The sequence below is a fragment of the Anaeropeptidivorans aminofermentans genome (assembly GCF_940670685.1).
In the GTDB taxonomy this organism is placed as follows: Bacteria; Bacillota; Clostridia; order Lachnospirales; family UBA5962; genus Anaeropeptidivorans; species Anaeropeptidivorans aminofermentans.
Window position 1 is genome coordinate 229,346 of the sequence record NZ_OW711693.1, and the last position, 24,614, is coordinate 253,959.

General features: G+C 37.1%; 17 protein-coding genes and 1 pseudogene. 9 read left to right on the plus strand and 9 right to left on the minus strand.

The window, feature by feature from the left end:
- The first annotated feature begins 138 nt into the window (after positions 1 to 138).
- The 4 genes and pseudogenes from NBX03_RS00890 to NBX03_RS16100 form a co-directional block, all read left to right on the plus strand.
- Positions 139 to 879 carry a GntR family transcriptional regulator gene (locus NBX03_RS00890; protein ID WP_250228897.1) on the plus strand — a complete coding sequence of 247 codons (741 nt, stop codon included), beginning with the start codon at positions 139 to 141 and terminating at the stop codon, positions 877 to 879.
- A gap of 276 nt (positions 880 to 1,155) precedes the next feature.
- A complete protein-coding gene (locus NBX03_RS00895) occupies positions 1,156 to 1,596 on the plus strand; it encodes a PTS sugar transporter subunit IIA (RefSeq protein ID WP_250228898.1) in 441 nt (146 codons plus the stop codon).
- Positions 1,597 to 1,663: 67 nt separating this feature from the next.
- Positions 1,664 to 2,320, plus strand: a complete 657-nt coding sequence (locus NBX03_RS00900; RefSeq protein WP_250228899.1) for an HAD family hydrolase — start codon at positions 1,664 to 1,666, stop codon at positions 2,318 to 2,320.
- Positions 2,321 to 3,082: 762 nt separating this feature from the next.
- Positions 3,083 to 3,232, plus strand: a pseudogene (locus tag NBX03_RS16100) (IS5/IS1182 family transposase); the annotation flags it as partial.
- A 184-nt stretch (positions 3,233 to 3,416) separates the two neighbouring features.
- On the opposite strand, the gene NBX03_RS00905 reads toward NBX03_RS16100, so the two are convergent.
- The 3 genes from NBX03_RS00905 to NBX03_RS00915 are packed head-to-tail and all read right to left on the minus strand — an operon-like array spanning position 3,417 to position 7,779.
- A complete protein-coding gene (locus NBX03_RS00905) occupies positions 3,417 to 4,823 on the minus strand; it encodes an ABC transporter permease (protein WP_250228900.1) in 1,407 nt (468 codons plus the stop codon).
- A complete protein-coding gene (locus NBX03_RS00910) occupies positions 4,816 to 7,077 on the minus strand; it encodes a hypothetical protein (RefSeq protein ID WP_250228901.1) in 2,262 nt (753 codons plus the stop codon). The genes NBX03_RS00905 and NBX03_RS00910 overlap by 8 nt, the downstream gene beginning before the upstream one ends.
- A gap of 15 nt (positions 7,078 to 7,092) precedes the next feature.
- Positions 7,093 to 7,779, minus strand: coding sequence for an ABC transporter ATP-binding protein (locus NBX03_RS00915; RefSeq protein WP_250228902.1), 687 nt, complete (start codon positions 7,777 to 7,779; stop codon positions 7,093 to 7,095).
- Between the two features lie 963 nt (positions 7,780 to 8,742).
- Between NBX03_RS00915 and NBX03_RS00920 the strand changes: the two genes are divergently transcribed.
- The 5 genes from NBX03_RS00920 to murA all read left to right on the plus strand — a co-directional run bounded on the left by NBX03_RS00920 (position 8,743) and on the right by murA (position 16,160).
- Positions 8,743 to 9,924, plus strand: a complete 1,182-nt coding sequence (locus NBX03_RS00920) for a polysaccharide deacetylase family protein (protein ID WP_250228903.1) — start codon at positions 8,743 to 8,745, stop codon at positions 9,922 to 9,924.
- Positions 9,925 to 10,207: 283 nt separating this feature from the next.
- On the plus strand, positions 10,208 to 11,587 hold the full coding sequence (locus NBX03_RS00925; RefSeq protein WP_250228904.1) for an aminotransferase class I/II-fold pyridoxal phosphate-dependent enzyme: 1,380 nt from the start codon (positions 10,208 to 10,210) through the stop codon (positions 11,585 to 11,587).
- A 10-nt stretch (positions 11,588 to 11,597) separates the two neighbouring features.
- Positions 11,598 to 12,857, plus strand: coding sequence for an ATP-binding protein (locus NBX03_RS00930; RefSeq protein ID WP_250228905.1), 1,260 nt, complete (start codon positions 11,598 to 11,600; stop codon positions 12,855 to 12,857).
- A 597-nt stretch (positions 12,858 to 13,454) separates the two neighbouring features.
- Positions 13,455 to 13,829 (plus strand): hypothetical protein, encoded by a 375-nt coding sequence (locus NBX03_RS00935; protein ID WP_250228906.1) that lies wholly within the window; start codon positions 13,455 to 13,457, stop codon positions 13,827 to 13,829.
- Positions 13,830 to 14,867: 1,038 nt separating this feature from the next.
- On the plus strand, positions 14,868 to 16,160 hold the full coding sequence (gene murA / locus NBX03_RS00940) for a UDP-N-acetylglucosamine 1-carboxyvinyltransferase (protein WP_250228907.1): 1,293 nt from the start codon (positions 14,868 to 14,870) through the stop codon (positions 16,158 to 16,160).
- 1,188 nt (positions 16,161 to 17,348) lie between these two features.
- Here the strand turns inward: murA and NBX03_RS00945 are convergent.
- From NBX03_RS00945 to NBX03_RS00970, 6 genes are all read right to left on the minus strand, one after another.
- Positions 17,349 to 17,942: a BofC C-terminal domain-containing protein gene (locus NBX03_RS00945; RefSeq protein WP_250228908.1), complete on the minus strand. Its 594-nt coding sequence runs from the start codon at positions 17,940 to 17,942 to the stop codon at positions 17,349 to 17,351.
- A 486-nt stretch (positions 17,943 to 18,428) separates the two neighbouring features.
- A complete protein-coding gene (gene murI, locus NBX03_RS00950; protein ID WP_250228909.1) occupies positions 18,429 to 19,232 on the minus strand; it encodes a glutamate racemase in 804 nt (267 codons plus the stop codon).
- Positions 19,233 to 19,247: 15 nt separating this feature from the next.
- Complete coding sequence (locus NBX03_RS00955) at positions 19,248 to 20,321, minus strand: D-alanine--D-alanine ligase family protein (RefSeq protein ID WP_250228910.1); 1,074 nt, start codon at positions 20,319 to 20,321, stop codon at positions 19,248 to 19,250.
- 617 nt (positions 20,322 to 20,938) lie between these two features.
- Positions 20,939 to 21,652 (minus strand): stalk domain-containing protein, encoded by a 714-nt coding sequence (locus tag NBX03_RS00960; RefSeq protein ID WP_250228911.1) that lies wholly within the window; start codon positions 21,650 to 21,652, stop codon positions 20,939 to 20,941.
- A gap of 169 nt (positions 21,653 to 21,821) precedes the next feature.
- Positions 21,822 to 23,009 (minus strand): SCP2 sterol-binding domain-containing protein, encoded by a 1,188-nt coding sequence (locus NBX03_RS00965; protein ID WP_250228912.1) that lies wholly within the window; start codon positions 23,007 to 23,009, stop codon positions 21,822 to 21,824.
- Between the two features lie 40 nt (positions 23,010 to 23,049).
- Positions 23,050 to 24,591, minus strand: coding sequence for a M1 family metallopeptidase (locus NBX03_RS00970; RefSeq protein WP_250228913.1), 1,542 nt, complete (start codon positions 24,589 to 24,591; stop codon positions 23,050 to 23,052).
- Positions 24,592 to 24,614: the final 23 nt, after the last annotated feature.

Here is a 24,614-nt window from a genome sequence, read left to right on the forward strand (position 1 = left end):
AAAATTCAAGAATCTAGTCTGTTTTGTCATAGAAGCGCGGTTTTATCATTGAAAATACGTGAATGCATGTTTTCTTGCAAAGGATATCTCTTTCAGGCTATATTCGATTATTTGATAAATCCCTTTTAAGGAGTACCTATGGATTATGTTAACATAAATAAATTTAGCCCTGTGCCTTTACATGAGCAGATTAAATCCAGCGTAATAAAGGCAATGCGTGCAGGCATCATAAGCCCGGGGGAAAAATTGCCCACGGAAAATGAAATCTGCCAGAAATTCGGGGTATCCCGCCCTGTGGTGCGTCAGGCTTATAGCCGCCTCGCTCAGGATGGGCTTGTAGAGCGTAAAAGAGGCATCGGAACCTTTGTCAAGCCTTTAAGTGTAGGGGAGTTTATAACCCATATTTTCAGTTATAAAGAAGAGCTTAATATTTTAGGCAAAAAGCCCGGAACGGTTCTGGTGGCTTCTGATATCATGGGCTTTGATGAAGACATATTTTCAAAACTGCATCTCGAAAAGAAAGACAAATGCCTAAAGATTGAAAGAATGCGCTATGCAAATGACCAGCCCTTTACTTTTATAAAAAATTATGTGCCTATAAAGATTTTCCACGGTTTGGAAAAATACGATTTTTCCAAAGAATCTCTTTATCATATTTTAACGACGCAATACGATGCAGAGCCTGTTAAATCCTACAGGACTCTTTATGCCGGCATTATTAACATCAAGGAAGCCGGGTATTTGCAGGTTTCAGTAAATTCCCCGATAAATATGCTTGAAAGCCTTACCTTTGATAAATATGACAGGCCCATTGATTACAGTATTGAAACTTATCCCGGCAATTACCATAGGTTTTCATTTATAGCCTATAAAGAATAAATAGGAAATGATTTACGAATATATTTAAATCAATATGGAACAGCAATATAATCAATGGAACAGAAAAAATCCAGACTGGATTAAAATACCGCTTACGGTATTTTGCGAATTAAAAATCCTTATTGCTTTTTTCTTATTTCATGGTATTTAAAGCAAAATACCTGGGATGCAATAAAAGCAGATTGATATATGTTTCATCAAGGGAAAAATACATGTGCAAAACGACGTTCGGTGCTCCGTAATATGAAAATAATATGCCTATGAGAGGTGATAGGGATGGCTGGAGTAATTATTACAGGCCATGGCAGATTTGCCGAAGGAATGGCAGATTCAATTCGTATGCTTATTGGAAAACAGGATTTTCTAAAGACTGTGAATTTTGAAGACGGCCACAGCGAGGATATTTTAAAAGATAATTTGCTGAAGGCTTATGATGCTATTGAAAATAAAAATGCCGTTTTCATCTTATGCGATATTTTAGGGGGTTCGCCCTTTAAAAACGCTGTGACGGCTTTTTTTCATCACGAAAATGTTAAAATATTATACGGTACCAATTTAGGCATGGCCATTGAGACGTGTATGAAATGCATGATATTGGAAGATAATTCAAATATAGATTATATTGCCGATGAAATAGCAGAAGCCGGTAAAACCAATGTAGGTAAATTTACTTATCAAGAACCTATTAGTGATGAAGAGCCGGAGGACGGCATTTAATAAAGAATTTACAGCAGCGTATTTTTAATTATTTATGGATTTTCCAAATATCTTTTAAGGAGTTATCATGATAAAGGCAGTTATTTTTGACATGGACGGCGTATTGATTGACAGTGAGATTGTCTATATAAACCATATATATGAAAGGCTTGTTAAAAGAAATCCGGAAATAAAGATAGAACAGCTTTATCCCACCGTAGGCTCCACCAATAAAAGAACCAAGGAAATTATATTTGAGCTGGCGGGAGAAAACCTTGACTCAGAAGAATTTAATAAAGAATATGAAACCTTCTTTTTAGACTGTTCTGTAGATTATCCTTCCATATTAAGAAGAGATGTTTATGATGTATTAAACTATATTAAAGAAAGAGGGTATAAAATAGGTCTTGCTTCTTCAACCTCACCGGAGGGTATAGAAAACGTTGTGACTTCCTGCGGTTTAAAACAATATTTTGACGCTATTATAAGCGGCGATATGTTTAAAGAAAGCAAACCCCACCCTGAAATATACATCCATACATCAAATCTTTTAAACGTATCCCCTGAGAACTGTCTTGTAATAGAAGATTCCAACTATGGAATAAAGGCCGCCTGCAGGGCAGGAATGACTGTTGCAGCATATAAAGATGAAAGATTTGCCTTTGACCAGTCTTTAGCCCATTACACTATTGAATCGTTAAGCGAAATACCGAGTTTATTGGATAAGCTCAATACAGTTATTTAATTTCAAACGGTTAAATATAGTAACTTGAAAAAGATTCAGTTTATTTGCTATAGACGGAAGGAAAACTAATTAAACTTAAAAATAAAAAGACTGTTTTCAAATTTATCAAGCATAACTATAGGGCGTATGTTAAGTTCAAGTACTTAATAAACGCCCTCTGTGCGGTTTTGAACTAAAGTGACTATAAATTTAAAATAGGCTCATAGGAGATACCGGCTCTGCTGGTTTTTAGATCAATTCCTATGGGCTTTTATTATGCTTGCTTTAATGCAAAATAGTATCATAGTCAATTTGCCTTTCTCTTATTTTAAGCCGTATCAACCTAAATATTCTCTTCAGAATAAGAGCAAATTGTGATTAATATGAAACGCTCCTATTGTCAATTCATTTACTTTATTTTAAGCCCTCTAAAGTCCGATATCTGCAGCGGAATAAAAGTATAGTAAATTTCACAGAAGGAAGCAATAAAAATCTATTTTTCATATACGGCTTAAACATAGCCCTTATAGCCAACAAAGATTAAAATATCTTTGTTGGCTATAAGGGGGCGTTCGCCTGAAAACACTTTAACAGTTTCCCTGTAAGTGTTTCCAGGCTTACTAAACATAAAATATACGATTTTTATTACTATTTCATTTGAAATTTACTATAAGTTGACATATAACCTTAGAGCATGTTTTGAAACCTAAGTATTGTGGTAAAAGGAATCAAATATGATATACTAAAGCCTATGAGAAGACACGAAAGAACTCAAAGAAAACTGACTGGTGGCTTTATAAGGAACGGCATCTCGTAGAAAACCTTTTTCTTAAACTCAAAAATTACCGTCGTTTTGCTACTCGTTATGAAAAACTTCCTTCTTCCTTTTATTCTGTTTCCTATCTTTCCTGCATTCTCCTTTGGTTATTTTGATGGTTTCAAAATATGCTCTAGGGTGATACCCCAAAAATAAAAATCCGTCTTTAAGAAAACGAATCTCGAAGGCGGATTTTTATTTATATATATAGAGAAATAAAGGATTAAGTAAAACAAAGTAACAGGCCGTGTTGTAAAACTTAAATCTTAGCAGCTTTTATATTTTTAAACAAAGATGCAATTACTCTGTTCTTATGGCAGCCAGGGCACTTAAATTCATGGCCCTCTTCGCCGGGAAATAGCCTGATACAAGGCCAATGACACAGGCAAAGGCAAGAGCCGCAAGGCTAAGCCAAAGAGGGATTACGCTTACGGAAGAGCCACCGCCCATACCGCCGCCTGTAATGCCTGAAAGGAAAGACATGCCTGTATTATTTAAGAGAAATGAGATTAGATAGCTTAGGCCGAGGCCTGCCAGTCCTCCTATAAAGCCTATGAGGGCAGCTTCCAGAAGGAAAAGCTTCTTTATATCCTTTATGGAGGCGCCGATAACCTTCATAATACCAATTTCTCGTGTTCTTTCATAAATAGACATAATCATGGTATTGGTTATGCCGATGGCTGCAACAAATAATGAAACGGCGCCGATGGCTCCCAGGAAAAGCTGGAGGCTTCTGCTCATTTCGTTCATTTGATTAAGCATATCGATGAAATAGCTGTCGGCATAAAATCCCATTTCTTCTATCTGCGCTTTCACAGCTTCTACATTTTTGACATCGTTTACTTTTATAAGAATATTGTCAAATTCATTGGTATTTGTGCTTCTTTGACCGCCGGAATAGCCGCCGCCGGAATTCTGGCTCTGTTCATATCGTGCCTGATCGGCTTTAAGCTTTTGAACATCTTTAATGTTCATGAATACGTAATAGTCTGTATCCCAGTTCATAGGCTGTAAAACGCCTTTAACACTTAATTTTATAGGTTTGGGCTTTTGCTTTCCGGTTTCTTCCTCAGTGTAAAAAGGATTGCTTTGTTCCTGGCCGAAGCTCCAGTCATAGCTTACTTCTATTTTATCTTCCATGACGTTTACAACAGGCTCCGTATTGTCCTTCATCCACCAGTTTCTGTCCTTTGGGTCACGGTAATTGCTTGCCGCTGTCGCACCAAATACAGCGGCGTATTTTTCGTCGGACCTTAAAAGCTCGCCCTTATCTATTTTATATTCAAAGGCTTCCATAGCTTCAGGGTCAACACCTTTTATGTTAAGGCTGGTTACGTATTTTCCTGATACGGATTGAAGATATATTTCCATCGTGGGGGTCGCCGCCACCACATTAGGAAGCTTTTTAAAGGTCTCAAGAGCTTTTTCGTCAAGGGTTACTTTATCCTTTCCCCTTGAAGAGGAAGCGTTTGTGTCCATGGCATAATATCTTCCGTTTCCTCCGCTGGGGTTATATACGGTTAATATCCTGATATCCCCCATTGATGAAAGGCTGTCTTCAAAATTCTTATTTACGGCAATACCAAGGCTTATCATTACTATAATTGCGGCAGTACCTATAACAACCCCTAATATTGTAAGAAAGGTTCTGACCTTTCTTTTAAAGAGATTCCGGAGGCTCATTACGATAATATCGATACTACTCATTTAAATCAAAGCTTTCCTTTTTCTTTTTTCTTCTATACAGCACAGCGCCGCCTGCTGCCGCTGCTAATACAACTGCCCCTATGGCAACATATTTAATTATGCCGCCGCCTTTTTTAATAGGAAGGCCTGTTGCGGGATCGATAGGAAGGCCGGTTTCAGGGTCAAGGGGAAATCCGGTTTCAGGGTCAATCATCATGCCCATTCCCTCTTCCATCGGGGCGCTTTCCATTATTTCTATGTTAAATTCTTTTACCTCTTCCACCTTTTCACCGGCGTCGTCTTCGTAGGAGATTACTATTTTACCTGTCTGGCTTCCGGCTTCCGTAGGAATCAGGGTATTGTCATAATATTCTGTACTGCTTGGGTTAAAGCTTCCGTAGTAAGTTGATTTCTGGTTGGCATCAAAATTACCTTCAACCTTAATCATCAGGTTTGAAAGGGTAACTTTACCTGTGTTGTACATCTCAAAATTAAGATAGATTGGCTGGCCTACAAAGCCTGTTTCATCGATTACAAATTCGCTTACGTCAAGCTTTGTTACCTGCTTTACGCTGATGCCTACGATTTCTGTGGTTTTATATTCGTTATTTTCCATATCTTCGTATTCGAAATTAACATTTATGGTATAAGTCTTAGGAGAAGCATCGGGTATTGTGTAAAAACGAAGGTTTTTCGTTACCTCGCCTTTAGGGGCCATTTGGTCTATATAAAAGGTATTGCTGCTGTTGACCGGTGAAAATACGCTTCCCTTTTTCTCGGTGCCTTCATCAACAGTAAGGTAGGCCTTTATATTTTTTATAGGCTTCTGAGCGTTGGTATTTAAAAAGGTCATGGAAAGGTCGAATTCCTGTCCTGCCTTTACAATAACAGGGTCACTCTGGTAGGCTTTAACGATAATTTTAGGAACGCTTGTTTTTTCGTCCTTCTCTTCGTCTTTTTTATCCCCTTCGGGGTTCGATACATTAACTCCCTGATACTGGGTAAAGGAGATGACTTCCTTTGTGTCGTCGTCCTTTATTTTTCCCGTTTCATATTCAAGGGTAAAGCCGATAACATAGTTTTGCGTTTTTGAAGCCGCTGTGGGGGCAAAGGTAAAGGAAAGGTTTTGAGACTCTCCTGAATTAAGGTTATTAATCTGCAAAATAGCTGCCGATTTCGGTACGATAGCCCCTTCGCCTTCCGGTTTTGCAGTGATTTTTATATTTTTCGCGGCAGCAGCAGATGTGTTTTTTACAACTGCCGTCATGGTAAAGTTCTGGCCTACGCCTATAGTAGAGTTAGGGGTAGAGATACTCTCTATGTATACTTCGGAGCTTGAGCCTTCCGATGCAGTGCCGTCATTTATGCTTACATAGTAGGAGTATTCTTTTGTCTGGCGAGCTTCTCCGCCGTTATCGTAAGAAAGCTTCAGGGTAATAGGGTAAGAGCCGTTTTTAAGCTTCTTATTGCTGCTTAAGTTTATTGAAAATTTATTTGAAATATTTTTATCCATAGTTGGATAGCTTACGATATTAGTCGAATTTTTAATAAAGATTTCTTCGGATTTAAGACCATCTATAGAAACCTGAACGTCGGAAACAGATGAATTTCCCTTGTTTTCTATTATTCCTTCAAGGGTAAAATCGCTTCCGGCTTTAATGTTTTGAGGGCTGGTGGTTAAATTGTCTATTATTAAATTTCCAGCGGCAGTTTTATTGTCTACTTTTATTTGAATACTGCTGGTGTTTGTTTTTTCTTCGTTATTGGAATTAAGGTAGGCATGGGTAAACTCTAAAGCATAATATCCCGTTTTTACAGAAGTATCAACAGATATATTGAGTTTTGCTTTATAAGAAGCCTTGTTTCCAAGCTGGGAACGGTAACCGTCGGTTCCTTCAAATGAAGCAACTATGCCGGGAGTTGCTGATTTAACAGTAGTAAGTATATTCTTTGCAGAAGGACTTACAAGATTTTTAATGGTAATTGAGAATGTTTTGCTTGTATTTGCTTCTATATCTATGGAAAGAGGATCTACTACCATTATATACGGTTTTTCCGGAGTGGGATTTGAGGTTCCACCACCGGAATTGATAAGGTCTTCCAATTCTCTTATTTTATCCCTTTGATCAGAAACTGTTCTGTCAAGACTGTTAATTTTATCTATAAGGTCCTGAATTTCTGAGGGCGTTTCCGTGCTTCCCCCATATGCATTTCCGCTGAAAGCCATAACGAAAGCCAGCATCATGGGCAGTATTTTTGCAAATTTCTTCATCATCTCTACTCCTCTTTTTTAAATGTTTACAAATTGCTTAATTAAGTCTTCTTCAGAATAGTCCTCGGAATGTATTACCTTTTCAACGTTTCCGTCTCGGATACTTATGATTGTGTTGGCGTAATGGGCAATTTCCAGGTCATGAGTTACGATAATCAAGGTCTGATTATTTCTTTTAGCCATACCCGTAATAAGCTCCATCATTTCAAGGGTGGTTTTCGTATCGAGGTTTCCTGTAGGCTCGTCGGCAAATACAATTTCCGGCTCGTTAATAAAGGCCCTCGCAATACTTACCCTTTGCTGCTGCCCGCCTGAAAGCTGAGAGGGCTTATGGTTCTCCCTTTTGTCAAGGCCTACGGCGTTTAGCATATCCTTTGCTTTTTTCATACGTGCTTTTTTGCTCACTTTTTTAAAAATAAGCGGCAATGTAACGTTTTCAAGCGCCGTAAAGGACGGCAGAAGATTAAAGGATTGGAAAACAAAGCCTATATATTTCTGCCTGTAGTCGGCAAGCTGTCTTTCGTTTAGTTTTTCTATGTGATAATTTTTAAAGATTATTTCGCCTTTTGTGGGCTTTTCAAGGCCGGCTATGAGGTTAAGCAAAGTAGATTTTCCGGAACCGGAGGTCCCTAAAAGGCAGTATATTTTTCCCTTTTCAAAATCAAGGTTTATATTGTCTAGGGCGATTATTTTTTCGTCTCCCATTTTATAGACCTTGCGTACATTTTTAAGAGAAATTATAGGTTCGATACGATCACCCCGTTTTATAATAATAAAAAAATACTAGGGCGTGTCTGAAAACTCCAAACTCTAGGATATTTTGCCATAAAAGTGCGACTTCATCGTTGTAAATCCTCAAGATAGCGCTGCTATCTTTGCGGTTTTCTCCTCGAATTCACACTTTCTTACAAAATATCCGTCGGTTTTCCGGTTTTCAGACACTGCCTAGGCAAAGCAAAAATACAAATCATCTACTCATAAGACGATATACCTATTAAAAAAGTTCCGCTTAAGTAAAAATTAATAAAAATGACAGAAATTTTATTACAGTTAGCATATATCATTTAAATGACTTTGTAAACTGAAAAAGACAGCCTTTAAAAGCCAAAAGCTATATAAACCGCCATTTACGGGCCATAGGTACCATTCTTAAATTTTTATTAAATAATTATTTGAAACGACAGATATTATTTAATAAATCCGCCAAAATTCGCCAAATAAACATAGAACCTTTAACAGAATATTAAATTGCCGAGAATTTAAGGGACTTTTGTTGAAATTCACGGTAAAAAACAGTTAATTATAATTTAATATCTGCCTTGTGGACAAAATTCGCCAAAGGCTTTATAATTATTTGAAGGCTAGGGTTAGCCCATATAATTTTATTAAAGCTAGTTTTAGTAAATAATCATATATGGCCTTAACCCGCATAAAATCAAATGAAAGCAAAAAGAAAAATCATCTTTTAAGCATATAGTTTTATAAAAACATTCATTATGAATGATGAAAGGCCGCGAACTTAGAGCGCAGGGCAGATGTAATTGAAAGATGGCCGGCGAATTTAGTAAACGGCAATTCAAATTTGTCAAACAAATTAAATTTCACTTTGTTAGAAATTACCAAATGGCTCATAATAGATATTGCAGCGTGGGGGGCTATGCATTGAGGATGAATAAATTTATAAATAAGATAGCCTTATGGGGGCTGTTGTTTTCCACGGCTTTTACAGGGTGCAGCGGTGTTGCCTCGGGAGAGCCTGTAAGTGCCGTTGCGGCAGTGATAGAAAACAGCTCCGACTATAAGAAGGCCTTAGAAACGGAAAATAAAGAAAATCCCGAAAAGGAAAATACTGAACAAGAAGAAAATACCCAGCCTGAAACACCTGTGCCTCCCAAGGAGGAAGGGGCGGCAGAACCGGAGCAAGAGCCTGAAAAGAAGCCCTTTGATCCTTCTCTTAAGCCCAATGAGGTTGGGAACGTTCTCATTATAATGTATCATCATATCGTAGAATACGATACCAATAAGAATCTTGAAAGAAGCGCCAAGGATTTCAGAAGCGATCTGGAAAGGCTCTATGACGAAGGCTACAGGCTTACTTCCATGGAAAGCCTGATTCAGAATAAAATAGAGGTGGAACCAGGGAAAAGCCCCGTCGTATTAACCTTCGACGATGGCTGGAGCACAGCATTTTCTCTGGAAGAAACAGAAGAAGGCCTGAAACCTAAGAAAAATACCGCCGTAGAAATTATAAATACATTTTGCGATGAAAGGCCGGACTTCGGAAAGGCCGCCATATTTTACATCAACGGCTATCAAGGGGCATTCAGCGGTGCAGGGAATCTTTCGGAAAGATTTCAGTACCTTGTAGAAAACGGCTACGAAATAGGAAACCATACATACAGCCACAGCAATTTATCAAAATTAAATGCAGAAGGCATTCAAAATGAAATTGTAAGCCTTGACCTTTTTGTAAAGGATATACTGCCGGACTATCAGATGACCTCTTTCTGTTATCCTTACGGCGTACGGCCGAAAGAGGAATTAAGGCCTTTGGCTCTTAAAGGAGAATTTCAGGGTAAAACATATGAATATAAATGGGCTTTAAGGGAAGGCCCTACGAAGAATTCCGCCGCCCCTAACAGCATTAAATTTGACCCTTTGAATGTTCCGAGAGTAAGAGGAACCAATAATGAAGAAATGGATTTATGGTGGTTTCTTGATTACTACAAGGCAAATCCTCAGTTAAAATATATATCCGACGGAGAGCCGGACGTAATTTCAGTTCCTCTTGACAGAGAAAATCTTGTGAACAAAGAAAGCATAGGGGAAAAGACTCTGAATATTTATTAATGCAAATAAAGGCTAAGGCTTATAGGCTTTAGCCTTTATTTATATTTAAATATATATAAAATAGCAGTATAGTTAATTTGCTTTTCTCTTATTTTAAGTTCTTTGAAGCCAGCTGTTGATAGGGTCATAAAAGCAAATACAGCTATACAGAAAATGAAGCGCTATCCTTGCTTTAATATGAAATGAGCATCGTCCATTTGCTTTTACTTTATTCCAAGCCGTTTAAAGCCCTATACCTGCAGCGGAATAAAAGTAACGGGCGATTTATCTTAAGGAGAATATTATGGAAATATACAAAACCCTTATGAACTATAAAGAAAAGGGCATTTATCCTTTTCATATGCCCGGGCATAAAAGAAATAAGGCTTTTTTAAGCCTTCATACGGAGCCTGCGGAAATTGATTTTACGGAAATACCGGAAATGGATAATCTTCACGACCCTAAGGAAATGATTTTTGAATCTCAAAAAAAATGTGCTGTGCTTTTCGGCGCAGAAAAATCCTATTATCTTATTAACGGAACTACCTCAGGCATTATCGCTTCCATCTGTGCTTTATGCCAGGAAGGAGAAAGTATAATTGTAGCAAGAAACAGCCATAAAAGCGTTTATTCGGCTTTAATCTATTCAGGGGCGAACCCTGTATATGTTTTTCCAAAGATTAATTCCTTCGGCATCCCTGCAGGCATAAGCCCTGAGGAGGTTAAGAAGGCGCTTTTAGAAAACCCCAAGGCAAAGGCGGTTTTTATTGTAAGCCCTACCTATGAAGGCTTTGTTTCAGATATTCAGGCCATAGCGGAAGAAGTTCATAAATATCATATCCCTCTTATTGTAGACGAGGCCCACGGTTCTCATTTCGCCTTCTCAGAATATTTTCCTAAAACAGCTCTTGAAATGGGTGCTGACATCTCTATCCAGAGTCTTCATAAAACATTGCCTTCTTATACTCAGACCTCTGTTTTGCACACTCAGGGAAATCTTTTCGACGAAAGGCTTTTAAAGCTCCATTTATCCATGATTCAGACATCGAGCCCTTCTTATATCCTCATGGCCGGTATTGACAATTGCGTTGATTTATTATATAAAGACAAAAAGAAGATATTTGAAGATTATATCAGTATTCTAGAGGGATACAGAAAAAAAGCCCTTTCTTATAAAAATTTCATCTTAATGGGAGAAGAGCAGGAAAATACCAGTCATATCCTTTCGGTAGATAAAGGAAAGCTTACCTTTGTTCTTAAAAGAGCATATCCCAATATAGAGCAGGAGCTTCTTGATAAATATAAAATACAGCTTGAAATGGCGGCAGAAAACCATTTTATCTTAATGACAAGCCCTGCGGACACAAAAGCAGGCTTTGACAGGCTTCACTTCGCCTTAAGTGAAATCGATGAAAAAATATCAAATTTCCCCTTGAAAGAGTTTAAAATTACAAATCAATATCCTGTTCCGAAGCAAATAATTCACCCGAAAAAAGCCCTTTATAAAGCGCCTGAATCTATGATGCTAAAAGACGCTTTGGGTAAGGTCTCAGGGGATTTTGTAACGCCGTATCCGCCGGGAATCCCTTTAATAGCCCCCGGAGAGGAAATAACAAAGGAAACGTTAGAATATTTATCCGAAAAATACCTTTCGAAAAATATCAATACCATATCAATACAATAGGAGGAGCCTGATGGAAAGAGACAGTATTTACAAAGAGATAGGAAAGCGATTGGACGGTCTTTATATTTATAATAATATAAAGGAAAATGAGATTATAAAGGCTCTCTATGCCCTTTGTGAAGAAGGAGGGAAAAACCAAAGGAGCTTCGTTCAAAAGCTTATTTTCGAAGCGGAAAAGGAAGGCCTTAGCGGCAATATATATAAAGACCTTATCATAAAAATATTTTTGCAGGACGAAAATTATTTCACTTTGGCCTTGGAAAGAAAAGAAAACATAGGAAACAAAAGCATATTACAGTTTGCCCATAAAGATATGGAGGCAATTTATTATATTTTGAGTATCCCGCCCGAATTTTTTCTGGGCTCCGACGGAGAATATATAAAAGACTATAAAAGCCTTGAAGAAAGCAATTTGAATTTTTTAGAAGGCATCAATGCCCAAAGCTTTGATGAATTTTTTGAAAGCACCGCTGATTATTATATGGAAAAGGGCTGCGGGGACCTGGCGGTTTATCCTGCCTTTCGGTATAATAGCGCTGCCAAGAATCTTGAGCCTGTGGAAAACTTTGATAAGGTATATTTTGATGAAATTATCGGCTGCGAGTATCAGAAAAAACAGCTTAAAAGCAATACCGAGGCCTTTTTGGAGGGCTTTCGGGCAAATAATGTTCTTTTGGCCGGGTCAAGGGGAACAGGAAAGTCCTCCTGTATCAAGGCTCTTTCAACGGAATACTATGCTAGGGGCCTTAGAATTATTGAAATAAAAAAGGAACAAATAATGGAGCTTTCCCGTATACTTAAATTGATTGAGAAAAGAGGGAAATATTTTATCATTTTTGTTGATGATTTATCCTTTGAGGATTTTGAAATAGAATATAAGCATATGAAATCCCTTCTTGAAGGAAGCACCCAAGCGCGGCCTAAAAATGTGCTTTTTTATGCCACCAGCAACCGCCGTCACATTATTCAGGAGAAATGGAAGGATAAAATAACCGACCCTAATGATGAAGAGGTCCATACTTCCGATATGATGAATGAAAAGCTCTCCTTATCCGATCGGTTCGGCTTAACCCTCACTTTCGGCAGGCCGTCTCCCGACGAATTCGTAAATATCGTTGAAGGCATTGCAAGGCTTGAAGGAATGGATATTTCCAAGGAGGAGCTTTCAAAAAGAGCCTTTCAATGGGAGCTTACCCATAAAGGTCTTTCAGGAAGAACCGCAAGGCAGTTTATAGATAATTTATTATGGGAAAAGAACGCTAATCAATAAGGCCATGGGTTTTAATGCATTTCATTGTAAAAATTTAATTTTTATTAAAAATAATTTTTTATTATGAGGCATTCATGCTTTGACTATTTCATTATAGCGGTAAGCAAAAATAAAACTTTTACGTATATATTTATGTACCCCGATTGATAATATAACGAAGCCATTACTTATAAATGAAGGAGTATAGTAAATTTAAAATGAAACCGTAACAAAACCGTATATTCACGCAGATTTATAGTAAAATAGTATAATTACAGTAACAAAAATCGTATATTTTGAATGGCTTAATATAAATGTTTCTATTATATTAAGCCGGTTATGAAAAATAGTTTTTTGTTGCTGCCTTAAAGCTATTTTACTATAAAACATACTCTTTCCGAAGGAAAGCCGTACTTTTGTGTCTGCGGTGAATTAGTTTTGGTATTTCTTTATGAGAATTTGCTATAAAAATTCTTTAATTTCATCAAGGTTATAAAAGGCGTATCCGGAAAGTCAAGATGCAATCGATTTGACTATTTTCAGGCACTGCCTATGGGCTTAAAATATTTAAGCCTTTATGTCTTATACCGGAACTTTGAATTCCGGGGAGGTGTTTATATGTTTTTAGGAATAATGCCCTTTTCCGACTTTATATTTGCTGCAATAATAGCCTTTTTTCTTACATGGGCATATGTAAGCATATCCGGCTTTATGGAAAAGCTTAAGGAAAGAGGAATTGAGGACCAGTATCCCATCAATGAGCTTGAGCAGATTTTAAACAGGTGCTACGCTCTTTTTCCTCTGGAGCAGATAAGCTTCGACGGCTCTATGTTCAGAAGGGGAATGTATATACGTATTCGAACCATTCAGAATAAAACCTTTGAAGGAAGGTTTCTCGGCACAAATAATGATAATATGATTTGTCTTATGACGAAAAAGTTTATCATAGCTCATGCGATTCAAAACATCGAAGAAATGGAAAAAATAGATTAATAAAAGGGGTCTTTAAAGGCCCCTTTTATATTTGTCTCTTTAGAGTAAAAAACCACTGGCTTTGCTAGTGGAATATAGTAAATTTATCATGAAGAAGTAGCAAAAGCCCATTCCCGGTAGGCTCAAAAACACAGATTTCCTTCGGAAGCGGCACATTTTTGAGCCTTTGTAAATATATGGTTTTGCTACTATTTAACTTTAAATTTACTATAAAACACTTCTAGCGCAAAGCAACCAGCGAAGGGAACAGATAAATTATTAAATCAAAGCTTTAATTTAAGAGAAATTACTGCTTTAGCAGCTGCAGGACCAATAATGCAATTTTAAAATATTCTGTGCGTCTTTGGATGCATCCAGTAATAAATCCTTCTAGGACTAGTGCAAACCACGCATTTAACGCGTGGTTTTGATTTCTAAAATATACTATTATTAAAGATTAAAAAAATTTTTAAATTGAAAAGTTTAAAAGCTTACTTGGTATATTTTATATTTCGCTTTATTTCAAATAAGATGATTTAAAGGCGAAAAAATGAACATAATAATATTAATCTTATTTTTATGCTTAACTGGCTTTTGAGCTTGTTAAGTTAGAGCTTACTTTAGGGCATGTTTGTAAAATCAAAACTCTAGTTTATTTTGCCTAAAAGATATGACTTCTTCGTTGAAAATCCTCAAGATATGCCGTATAGGTTTACCCATGGGTAAACCTGAAGCTGCACTTTTAGCATTATGCTAAAAGTGTATGGCATGCTATCTCTGCGGTTTTCTCCTCGAATTCACACTTTTTTGCAAATAATACTTTTTCAGCTTTACAGCTGAAAAATGTATTTCTGCTGTAAAATAATAAATAAAATTTAGTTTATTTATTATTTTTGTCGGTTTCTCTATTTACAAACAATGCCTAGTTGAAAAAGGCTTATAAAGCAAAACAAGATTAAGCAGCAATAAAATCTGTTTTTCATGAATGGCTTAATTTAAGCCATGCTTATATCCTTTTCAAATTCTCTGATTATAATATTATTATGTGGATGTGGTATTTTGGAAAAGTTTATTGTTGAGCAGTCGCCTCCTTTAAAGGGAAGAGTTAAGATAGGCGGCTCTAAAAATGCTGTGCTTCCTATCATGGCGGCCTCTTTACTTACAGAGGGCGGCTGCACCATAAAAGATGTTCCGCCTTTAAAAGATGTATATACAATGAAAGATATTTTGACGGATTTAGGCGCCGTCGTTATTTGGAATGAAAAAGAAGGCTCTGTGCATATTCAGGCCCAGAGTATTGCTAAAAAAGAGGCGTCTTATGAGCTGGTTTCAAAGATAAGAGCATCTTTTTTAATCATGGGGCCGATGCTTGCAAGATGGGGAGAAGCTAAGGTTCCTCTTCCCGGGGGCTGTTTGATTGGGGCAAGGCCCGTAGACCTGCATTTAAAAGGCTTCAGTGCTCTTGGGGCAGAAATAGAAATAGCCCATGGTATGGTTACGGCAAAAAGCAAAGGTCTTAAAGGCAACAAAATATATCTCGATTTTCCAAGTGTAGGGGCCACTGAAAACATAATGATGGCAGCGGTTCTTGCAGAAGGACAGACTGTAATAGAAAATGCCGCCACAGAGCCGGAAATAGTGGATTTATCCAATTTCTTAAATAATCTTGGGGCTCAGATAAGAGGCGCCGGAACAGATACCGTAAAAATAACCGGGGTGGACAAGCTTAAATCTACAGAATATACGGTTATTCCCGACAGAATAGAAGCAGGGACCTTTATGACCTGTGTTGCCGCCTGCGGAGGAGATATAGAGCTTGAAAATATACTTGCAGAGCATTTAAAGCCCATGATAGCAAAGCTTAAAGAGGCGGCAATAGAGATTACGGAAATGCAGAACGGCATAAGAATCATTGCCGACCCTACAAGGCCCATTAAAGGAATAGACATTAAAACAATGCCTTATCCCGGCTTTCCTACGGATATGCAGGCTCAGTTTATGGCAATGCTGACAGGCTGCCAAGGTTCTGCTGTAATAACAGAAACCGTATTTGAAAACAGATTTATGCACGTTCCCGAGCTTTTAAGAATGGGCGCCGATATCAAAATTGAATCCAGAACGGCATTTGTAGAAGGGGTAAAGAACCTTACGGGAGCAAATGTAAAGGCCACGGATTTAAGGGCAGGAGCGGCCCTTGTAACAGCGGCTCTGAAGGCTCAGGGCGTTACGGAAATAAGCAATATTTATCATATAGACAGAGGCTATTGCGGTTTTGATGAAAAGCTCAGAAGCCTCGGAGCAAAGATAACGCGGCTTGTTATGGAAGACATAAAAGAAGAACAGAATGAATAGTATTCAGAAGAGCATACTGCTGTATTTTTAACAATATATGGAACTTGTTTGGAATAGGAAGAAGACGAATATACTATGAACAAGATTAAGCGCTGCTTAATTTTGTTCATGCATATATTTCTTAGAAGCAATATAGGAGAAAAACTTGTGCTTATCTTTTCCTTTATTTTCAGAAATTCAATAGAAGATAGTGGATTATTTTATATTGAATAACAGTATAAGCCCTCGCCGGGAGCAGGCCATCTCTTACAGGGAAATAGTAAATTTAAAGTAAAACAGTAACAAAAGCCTATATTTTAGGTAAGCTTAAAAATGTACGGCTTTCAAAGAAAATCCATACTTTTAAGTTTGCGGTGAATAGGTTTTGTTGATTTTTTATAAGAAATATAGTAAATTTATCATGAAGAAGTAGCAAAAGCCTATTCCCTTAAGGCTCAAAAACACGGATTTCCTTCGGAAACATAGTGAAATTGCTTTTATACCATAACAGATATAAGCCTTTTAATATATAAAATCAAATAAAGGCAATTTCACAAAGGCGCTTTATTATATTTCTTCTATAGTTAAATAGTTTAATTACAGTAATAAAAATCGTATATTTTGAATGGCTTAATATAAGCGTTTCTATTATATTAAGCCGTTTATGAAAAATAGATTTTTGTTACTTCCTGAAGGATATTTTACTCTAAAGCGCATTTTTGAACCTTTGTGAATATACGGCTTTGCTACTATTTAACTTTAAATTTACTATGAACTGTAATCTAGTATTTTTATGCCGAAATTTATTTAAAACAGAAAAAGAGCAGCCTTTAGCTGCTCTTTTTCTCTAATAAAGAAAAGGTATTATGGGGTTTACAGTTAGGACTACATATTTGGGGGATGTATCTACTGTAAAGTGAAAATTGGGGGTTTTCACAATTGTATTATATCACCTTTATTAATTTAAGTGTGCATAAATAATATTTTTTATAAAAAAACTTTTTAGTATATATTATACAGTATACATATGTTATAAAAGAATAAAGGATAAAAAGAAACCGGCAGTTAGTTATACTTTTAGCAAATTATCCTTAATACAAGAATTTAAAAACACATAAGAAAAACTTTTATAGGATAAAAATAAGATTTTGAAACAGAGAAATTAATTTTACTGTTTCAAACTAAATGCAAGCTTCTTTTTAATATTTTCTAGCTTGTGTAATCCTCCAAAAGCCGCATAAGAGCTTCTTCTCCTGAAATGGAAATACCATCGAGAAGCTTTTGCCTTTCATCTTCCGGCAAAGCGCTTACGGGGGTATCGGTGATTTCTTTGATTTTTGCTCCGTCTATTGCTTCATTATAAAAAACCGCCACATATCCATCTTGAACCCCTACAATATAGTTCTGGGCGGAGCTTCCCTCCATCTGCCTTCTCATGATGACTTCTTCTTCCGTAAATTTAACGATTTCCCACTGGTCGAAGGTAATCTCCATTTCTTCTTTTGTTTTTCCAATCATAAAATGGGGCGGATCCTCTTCAGACCTTTCAGTGTTTCTGTCGTCTTTGTAATAATATTCGTAAATCATTTTTGTATAAGGCTTTATTTTTACTATTTCTTCTTCTTTTATATTATTGGCTTCAATGTCTGTATCCTTTGGCGTTTCCGGCAAGAGGGCAGTATTTGCTAACTGTTCCGGCTTCTGGGAAGGATTGTTGAATATGCCATAGCTGAAATACGCCCCGACGCCAAGAACGACTGCTCCTAATAAAACTAATATAATTGCTGCTGCAAGCCTTTTCATTATATATACCTCCCTGTAAAGGCAATTAAGAAACTCAATTAAAATAACACGAAAGGTTATAGTAAATTTCTCATAAAGGAGTAACAAAAACCTATTCACTAAAGACACAAAAACACGGATTTTCTTCGAAAATAATACATTTTTGAATCGTCGCAGATATACGGTTTTGTTTTTATTCAAATTTAAATTTACTATATGTATTATTTTTGCCAAATTTTGAGAGTTTATACAATTATGCCGGTTGCCCTATGCAGCAATTTCTTATGAAGAAGTAACATAGCTTATCCGCTGCAGGCTTAAAAATACAGGTTTTCGTCGGGAAAGGTATACTTTGAGTCTATGCGAATGTACGATTTTGTTGCTGTTCACAGTAAATTTACTATAGCAAAGTATGGATAAAGCACAGAAAATAAGCCAATATAAAACAAAGGGAAATCTGTAATCAGATTTCCCTTATCTATCTAAGTTAAATTTAAATAAAACCCTTTACAGGCATTCGATGTCTGCTTTATTTGCTTCATATTCCCTGCCAAGGGCAATTTTGCATATTTCTTTAAATTTAGGTGTCTGGTCGCTTAAATAAAAATCAGGCTCTTTGATTTCTTCATTGGGATTAAGCATATCCTTTGAAGTTAAATATTCTTTTAATTTAAGAGCCGTAGCATAAGCAGGGTTTATTATTTTTATATTGTCTCCTGCCGCCCTTTTTATGCAATTATATAAAAGGGGATAGTGGGTACAGCCTAGAACAATGGAATCAATACCCTTTTCAATCATAGGATCGAGATATTCCTTAGCCGTAAGATAGGCTATTTCGCAGTCCGTCCAGCCTTCTTCCGCTAAAGGAACAAAAAGGCCGCAGGCTACGCCATGTACCTTAATGCCCGGCATAAGTTCCGTAAGCTTTTTTTCATAGGCATGGCTTTCGATGGTTGCCTGGGTTCCTGTGATGCCTACGATTTTATTTTTTGTTTCTTTGGCGCAGCTTTCTGCTCCGGGGGTGATTACCTCTATAAATTTTATGTCAAATTCTTTCTGAAGGTCGTCGTAGCTGTTACTGCTTATGGTGTTGCAGGCAATTACAATAGCTTTTACGTCGAAGCTCATTAAAAATTTTACAATCTGCTTACTGAAACGGGTTACTGCTTCTTTACTTTTTGTTCCATAAGGCAGCCTTGCCGTATCGCCGAAATAAACAATTTTTTCATTTGGAAGTGCTTTAATTATTTCAGCGGCTACCGTAAGGCCTCCCACGCCGGAATCGAAAACCCCGATTGGTCTTGTGTCCATGTTTACTCCCCTTTGTTAGCCTCTGTCGAGGGCTATTTCAATCAATCTGTCTATAAGCTTTCCTATTTCAAATCCGGCCTTTGCCATAAGCATGGGATACATGCTGATGTCCGTAAAGCCCGGTAAGGTATTAATCTCGTTAAATATGACTTTATTTGTTTCTGCTTCAAGGAAGAAATCAACCCTTGAAAGCCCGGAGCATTCTAGGGCCTTAAATATCTTTAATGCGGCCGCTCGGATTTCCTCAGCTTTTTCTGTGGTTATTTCAGCTTCAAGGAGGGTTTTGGAAGCCTCATTATTATATTTTGCGTCATAGTCGTAAAATTCTGCCGCCGGAAGTATTTGGCCTACTCCTGATGCTATAGTGTCCTCTCCGCCGGAGCCTAAAACGGCGCATTCCAGCTCAAGGCCTTCAATGCTTTTTTCAACTATTATTTTATTATCGTGTTTAAATGCAAGGTTCAAGGCTTCTTTTAAATCGCTTTTGTTTTTAGCCTTTGTTATGCCCACAGAAGAGCCTGCCCTTGAAGGCTTCACAAAACATGGATAGCCTAATCTGTATCTTATGTTTTTAAGAATTTCTTCAAAGCTTTCGTCGTCATTTATATCTTCTTTTTTTATTTCCATGTGTTTTGCTTGAGCAATGTTTAAGGTGCTGACAATTTTTTTCGTAAAGGCCTTATCCATAGCCGCAGCAGAAGCTAAAATACCGCAGCCTACATAAGGCACTCCGCATAGTTCAAAAAGCCCCTGTATGGTTCCGTCTTCTCCGTTTTTTCCGTGAAGAACGGGGAAGGCGATATCGATAGGCACAAGCTTTACCTTTTCGCCGGAGATTCTTAAAAGACCCTTTTCACCGTTATCCGTATTGAGTATGCACTGATTTCCGAATTTTTCAAATTGAACCGTTTTTAAATTATCTATATTTCCGTCGTAAAGGATCCATTTGCCTCTTTTTGTAATGTATACGGGAATAATATTATATTTTTCATCGTTCATATTGCTGATGATATTTGATGCAGAGTTTACAGAAACCTCATGCTCTGAGGACTTTCCTCCGAAAATTACCGCCACGTTTATTTTTCCCATGACTTCCCTCTTTCCATTTCTTTATAAATAAACATTATAGTGCTTTATGAAGCTTAATACAATAATAGATTTATAACATTATATGTCAAGGGGGCGGCTTTGTGTTTGGCTACGGAGAAACAAATAAAAAATATAAGTATAGTAAATTTCTTATAAAGAAGTAACAAAAACCTATTCACTACAGATTCAAAAATACGGATTTCCTTCGGAAACGGTACATTTTTGAATCCTTGCGAATATACGGTTTTGTTACTGTTTAACTTTAAATTCACTATATATAAAAATATATAAAATAAAACAGTTTCAACACAGTAAAAAACTATCTTTCATAAACGGCTTAAATATAATAGAAACGCTTATATTAAGCCATTCAAGACACATGGTTTTTACTGTAATTAAATTATTTTATTCTATGGTAAATTTCTTATAAAGAAGTGACAAAAATCGATTTATTAAAGACTCAAAAATACGGATTTCCTTGAGAAACAGTACATTTTTGAGCCTATATGAATATACGGTTTTGTTACTGTTTAATTTTAAATTTACTATAGTTAACAATTGACGATATACTCCTTTGCAAAATAAAAAGGACGGCTTTCGCCGTCCTTCTGGGTCAATTAATATTCAACTTCGTCAAGGGTTACATAATACTCATAATTGAAAACATACTCTGTGTTTCTGTTGTTATTGGAAAATTTAATGGGAATAACCACCTTAAGCTCTTTCGTATCCTGGGGGATAGGATCAAAGCTTATAAAGGCTTCGGTTTCTTCTGTGGTATATCCAAGGCTTCGATATATAAAATCCTGAGTTGAAGACAGATACTCGTATTTTTCTCCGCCAATTTCCACATAAGCATTTCTAACGTCTACGATAATCATATCATTACTCGTATTTCTATACTCTAAATTAAGCTGAAATTCGCTTTTTCTGTTATCATAGTCCACAAGGCTTATGCTTAAGTTATCCTTAATCCTTTTTATGGGAAGAGGGCTGTAGAGGGGAACCTTTACTTCTACGGTTTCAACCTTTTCTACAACTTCTTTTTCCGGCGGGGTTATAATAACTGCTCTTCTTGCATCTTCCCAGCCCACCTCTGCACCGAGGCTTTCTGCAATAAGCCTTGCAGGGGTGTATATGCGGCCGTCATAATTTAAAATATGAGTATCCTCCGGAAGCTCGATATAGTTTCCGTCTAATAATATGCTGACATTTGTGTCCTGTAAATAAGCTTCAACCATTCCGCTGCCCATCGTAAGAGCAAATACAGTAACGCTTGTTGCCGTCAAAACACCTGCGATAAATCCGCAGGCTAAAGATTTAATTTTCATAGTAACCTCCTGAATTTTTTATGGTTATCGATTTATAAAACAAATATAAACGAAGCTTTTGAAATGCGCCTTACGCCGAAAGGAAACATTTCTTTATAATAGTATTGCTAAAATCAATTAAAGTATTATTATTTTACCACAAAAGGCTTAATAAATACAATTAAGGCCTCTAATTTTTACCGAAGTCAAAAGCCTGGTCGAATTTAGACAAAAGAACGAAATTGCCTCTAACCTTGATTTGGCCTGTCATAAAGGATTTTTGGGAAGAAAGCTTTCCCTTTAAAATATCCTGCCATGCTTTGGCGGAGGATATAACGGTGATACTTGGCTCTAAGTGTATTCCTTCAACATATTGGCAGGAATGGTTGTCTATTTCATAATATCCGTCAAACTCTTCTTCCCCTGTAATATTAATTTGGAATATCATATCTAAATCTGCTGATTTTGAAGATTTAAAATAATGAATCAGGCTTTGGGAAAGCTGCCGGCATGTCTTTTTTGACACGGTTTTCGGAAGCTCCGGCAGTATTGGTTCTATGGTAGGGATTATCTCTTCTTTCTCAGGCTCTTTAAACTTTTCTGCAAAGAATTTGGTTATTTCCTGAATATCCTTTTGCTGAGCCTCGCTGAACTTATCGTCTAAGATGCTTAAAGCGCTTTTTTCAGGCTCAGGCTTTGAGATATCGGGAGCTTTTATTTCCTTAGGTGCAGGCTCTAAAGGGGTATTTATGATAAGATTTTCATAAGTATTATCATTATTTTTTTCTATGGGCTTTTGTGCGGGAATTTCATTAAAAGGCATGGGATTCTCAAAGGCTATGGGGCTTTTGGGAATATAATGCCTTCTCTGCTGCCGGAGCATTCTATAAAAATCGTCTATAGACCTTTCTACCATAAGCCTTTTTTCATCATCCTTTGCCATAGCAGAGATGAAGCTTTCGTCTATGGCAAGCCTTACGCTGTCGAAGGCTCCGGCATCGTTTAAAGCTTCGCTTAAAATATTTACGGCTCTTTTAGGGTCGCCCTTTTTGGCGTTTACGATTAAAAAGCAGTTTTTCCCTCTTAAGATGTCTTTATAATGATCCGCAGACATATGCTCAAAAAGGATTTCTATTAATGAGCCGGGCATGGAAAAATAAGAATTTGTGTATATAATCACCCCTTCTGAGGAACGCAGGGAGTTTTCTATAGGTTTCATCAGGTCCGATTTAATCCCGTCAAAAACGGGGAGGGCATTGAAAAACAAATTAATTTCTTCTATTTCCGTTCCCAGCTCAGTAAGGGCCTCGTTTACTATTTTTTTAACCTCCAGAATACTTCTGCTGTCGGCGGCAGCCATGAGGGAAGTAATTTTCATTTTATTGCCTCCTTAATTGCATTAATGAGATTTTTATATATTAAAAATAAAGGGGCGGCAATTTTTCCCCGTAAAGCCATGTATCAAAAAAATCTTGAAGGCTTTCGCCGTAAACATCTTCGGCTGTTTTAATAAAGTCCGATGGTTGTGCTATTTTAAAGCTATAGTTTGAATAATATTCCTTTATGAATTTGCTGAAATTTTCTTCCCCCATTTTTGCATTCAGGGTATAAAGCATGATTTTACTTTTTGCATATTGTACGTTATAATAATCACTCCAGTTTTTATAAACGGAAAGGTCGTCCGATAGCTTATAGCTTAAAGCGGGCATGGCTGAAAGCCTCTGATAATCCACCTCTATTTTTTTTCTTAAGCTTTCCATATCAGGATAAAATATTTTCTCCTGAAGAAATGAGGCAAGCCCCTCGTCAAGCCACGGGCTTTTTATCTGGTCGCTTCCCACCACATTATAAAACCACTGATGGGCGATTTCATGGCTTATGGTTCTGGTGGCCGAGGCGGTTTTAAGATATTTTCCGTCTATAAACGTCAATTGGGAATATTCCATTCCCGCGGGAATGAACATACCGGCTTCTACAATATCAAATTTTTCATAGGGATAGCTTCCTACATAAGCGCTGAAAAATTCCATTGCGTTTTTTGCGCCGGTTATTATATAGTCTACATTATCTATATCGGATATATAATACATATTGATATCAACGCCGTCTTTTGTCGTAACGCTTATGGAGCGGTAGTTCCTGTCTATAAGGGCAAAGGCAAAATCCCTGACCATTTTAGCTGTGAATATGGTGGTTGTGCTGTCTTGGTCTTCTTTTATGGTTTCGTTTCCTGCCCCTATGGCTTTATATATTTTCGGGGCTTTTATTGACACGGTATAATTTGCGCTTTCCGCATAAAAAGGGTCCCCTGCTTTGTAATAGGGGTCTACTCTGAATTCTCCCCCTTCGTATACGGAAACCACTGGAATAAAGGAGCCGAACCACATGGCGTTTCTATTAGAGCCTGTCCGATGGTTTATTTTGGGAATATATGCTTCAAACTGCAGTGTTATCTGCGTATCCTTATAGGGCATAAGCCCGTCTACCAAATCGATTTCAAGTTTTGTAATGTCTGTAGTAAAGGGGGCGGCTTCTCCGTCTACAAATACAGAAGTGATATTTATATAGCCGTATTCTCTGCCGCTATAGAATATGGTGTCTCTGAACTCCTGAAAATAAGGCTGATAATCGGAATCTTTTGAAAAGGCGTTCAGATAGAGATTGAAGCAGAGGGTTTTCAGCCTTTCTCCCGTTCTGTTATGGTAATTGACCTTTTGAATGCCCTTTACGATGCTGGTTTCAGGATTTATTTCAAGGGTAATATTATATTCGTTATAAATATTTTGAGAAGGCTCGTCCTGCCCGGAGGTTTCTTCGCCGTCCGACTTTTCCTCGATTTTTTCTACTACGCTTATTCCAGAGCTTTTGGGGTTAATATCGTAAGGCTCCTTCTCCATTTCACATGAGGTAAAAAAAATTACCGAAAGTAGTATAAGGGCTGCCGTTTTTATATGAGACAAGGGCCTAACCTCCTATATTCAAA

Bases quoted from the DNA above. Each gene is read 5' to 3' on its own strand.
- NBX03_RS00965 (WP_250228912.1), bottom strand. From the start codon at position 23,009: ATGAAAATTACTTCCCTCATGGCTGCCGCCGACAGCAGAAGTATTCTG.
- NBX03_RS00960 (WP_250228911.1), bottom strand. From the start codon at position 21,652: ATGAAAATTAAATCTTTAGCCTGCGGATTTATCGCAGGTGTTTTGACG.
- NBX03_RS00910 (WP_250228901.1), bottom strand. From the start codon at position 7,077: ATGATGAAGAAATTTGCAAAAATACTGCCCATGATGCTGGCTTTCGTT.
- NBX03_RS00930 (WP_250228905.1), top strand. From the start codon at position 11,598: ATGGAAAGAGACAGTATTTACAAAGAGATAGGAAAGCGATTGGACGGT.
- NBX03_RS00900 (WP_250228899.1), top strand. From the start codon at position 1,664: ATGATAAAGGCAGTTATTTTTGACATGGACGGCGTATTGATTGACAGT.
- NBX03_RS00915 (WP_250228902.1), bottom strand. From the start codon at position 7,779: ATGGGAGACGAAAAAATAATCGCCCTAGACAATATAAACCTTGATTTT.
- murI (WP_250228909.1), bottom strand. From the start codon at position 19,232: ATGGACACAAGACCAATCGGGGTTTTCGATTCCGGCGTGGGAGGCCTT.
- NBX03_RS00935 (WP_250228906.1), top strand. From the start codon at position 13,455: ATGTTTTTAGGAATAATGCCCTTTTCCGACTTTATATTTGCTGCAATA.
- NBX03_RS00905 (WP_250228900.1), bottom strand. From the start codon at position 4,823: ATGAGTAGTATCGATATTATCGTAATGAGCCTCCGGAATCTCTTTAAA.
- NBX03_RS00925 (WP_250228904.1), top strand. From the start codon at position 10,208: ATGGAAATATACAAAACCCTTATGAACTATAAAGAAAAGGGCATTTAT.
- NBX03_RS00920 (WP_250228903.1), top strand. From the start codon at position 8,743: ATGAATAAATTTATAAATAAGATAGCCTTATGGGGGCTGTTGTTTTCC.
- NBX03_RS00890 (WP_250228897.1), top strand. From the start codon at position 139: ATGGATTATGTTAACATAAATAAATTTAGCCCTGTGCCTTTACATGAG.
- NBX03_RS00955 (WP_250228910.1), bottom strand. From the start codon at position 20,321: ATGGGAAAAATAAACGTGGCGGTAATTTTCGGAGGAAAGTCCTCAGAG.
- NBX03_RS00945 (WP_250228908.1), bottom strand. From the start codon at position 17,942: ATGAAAAGGCTTGCAGCAGCAATTATATTAGTTTTATTAGGAGCAGTC.
- NBX03_RS00895 (WP_250228898.1), top strand. From the start codon at position 1,156: ATGGCTGGAGTAATTATTACAGGCCATGGCAGATTTGCCGAAGGAATG.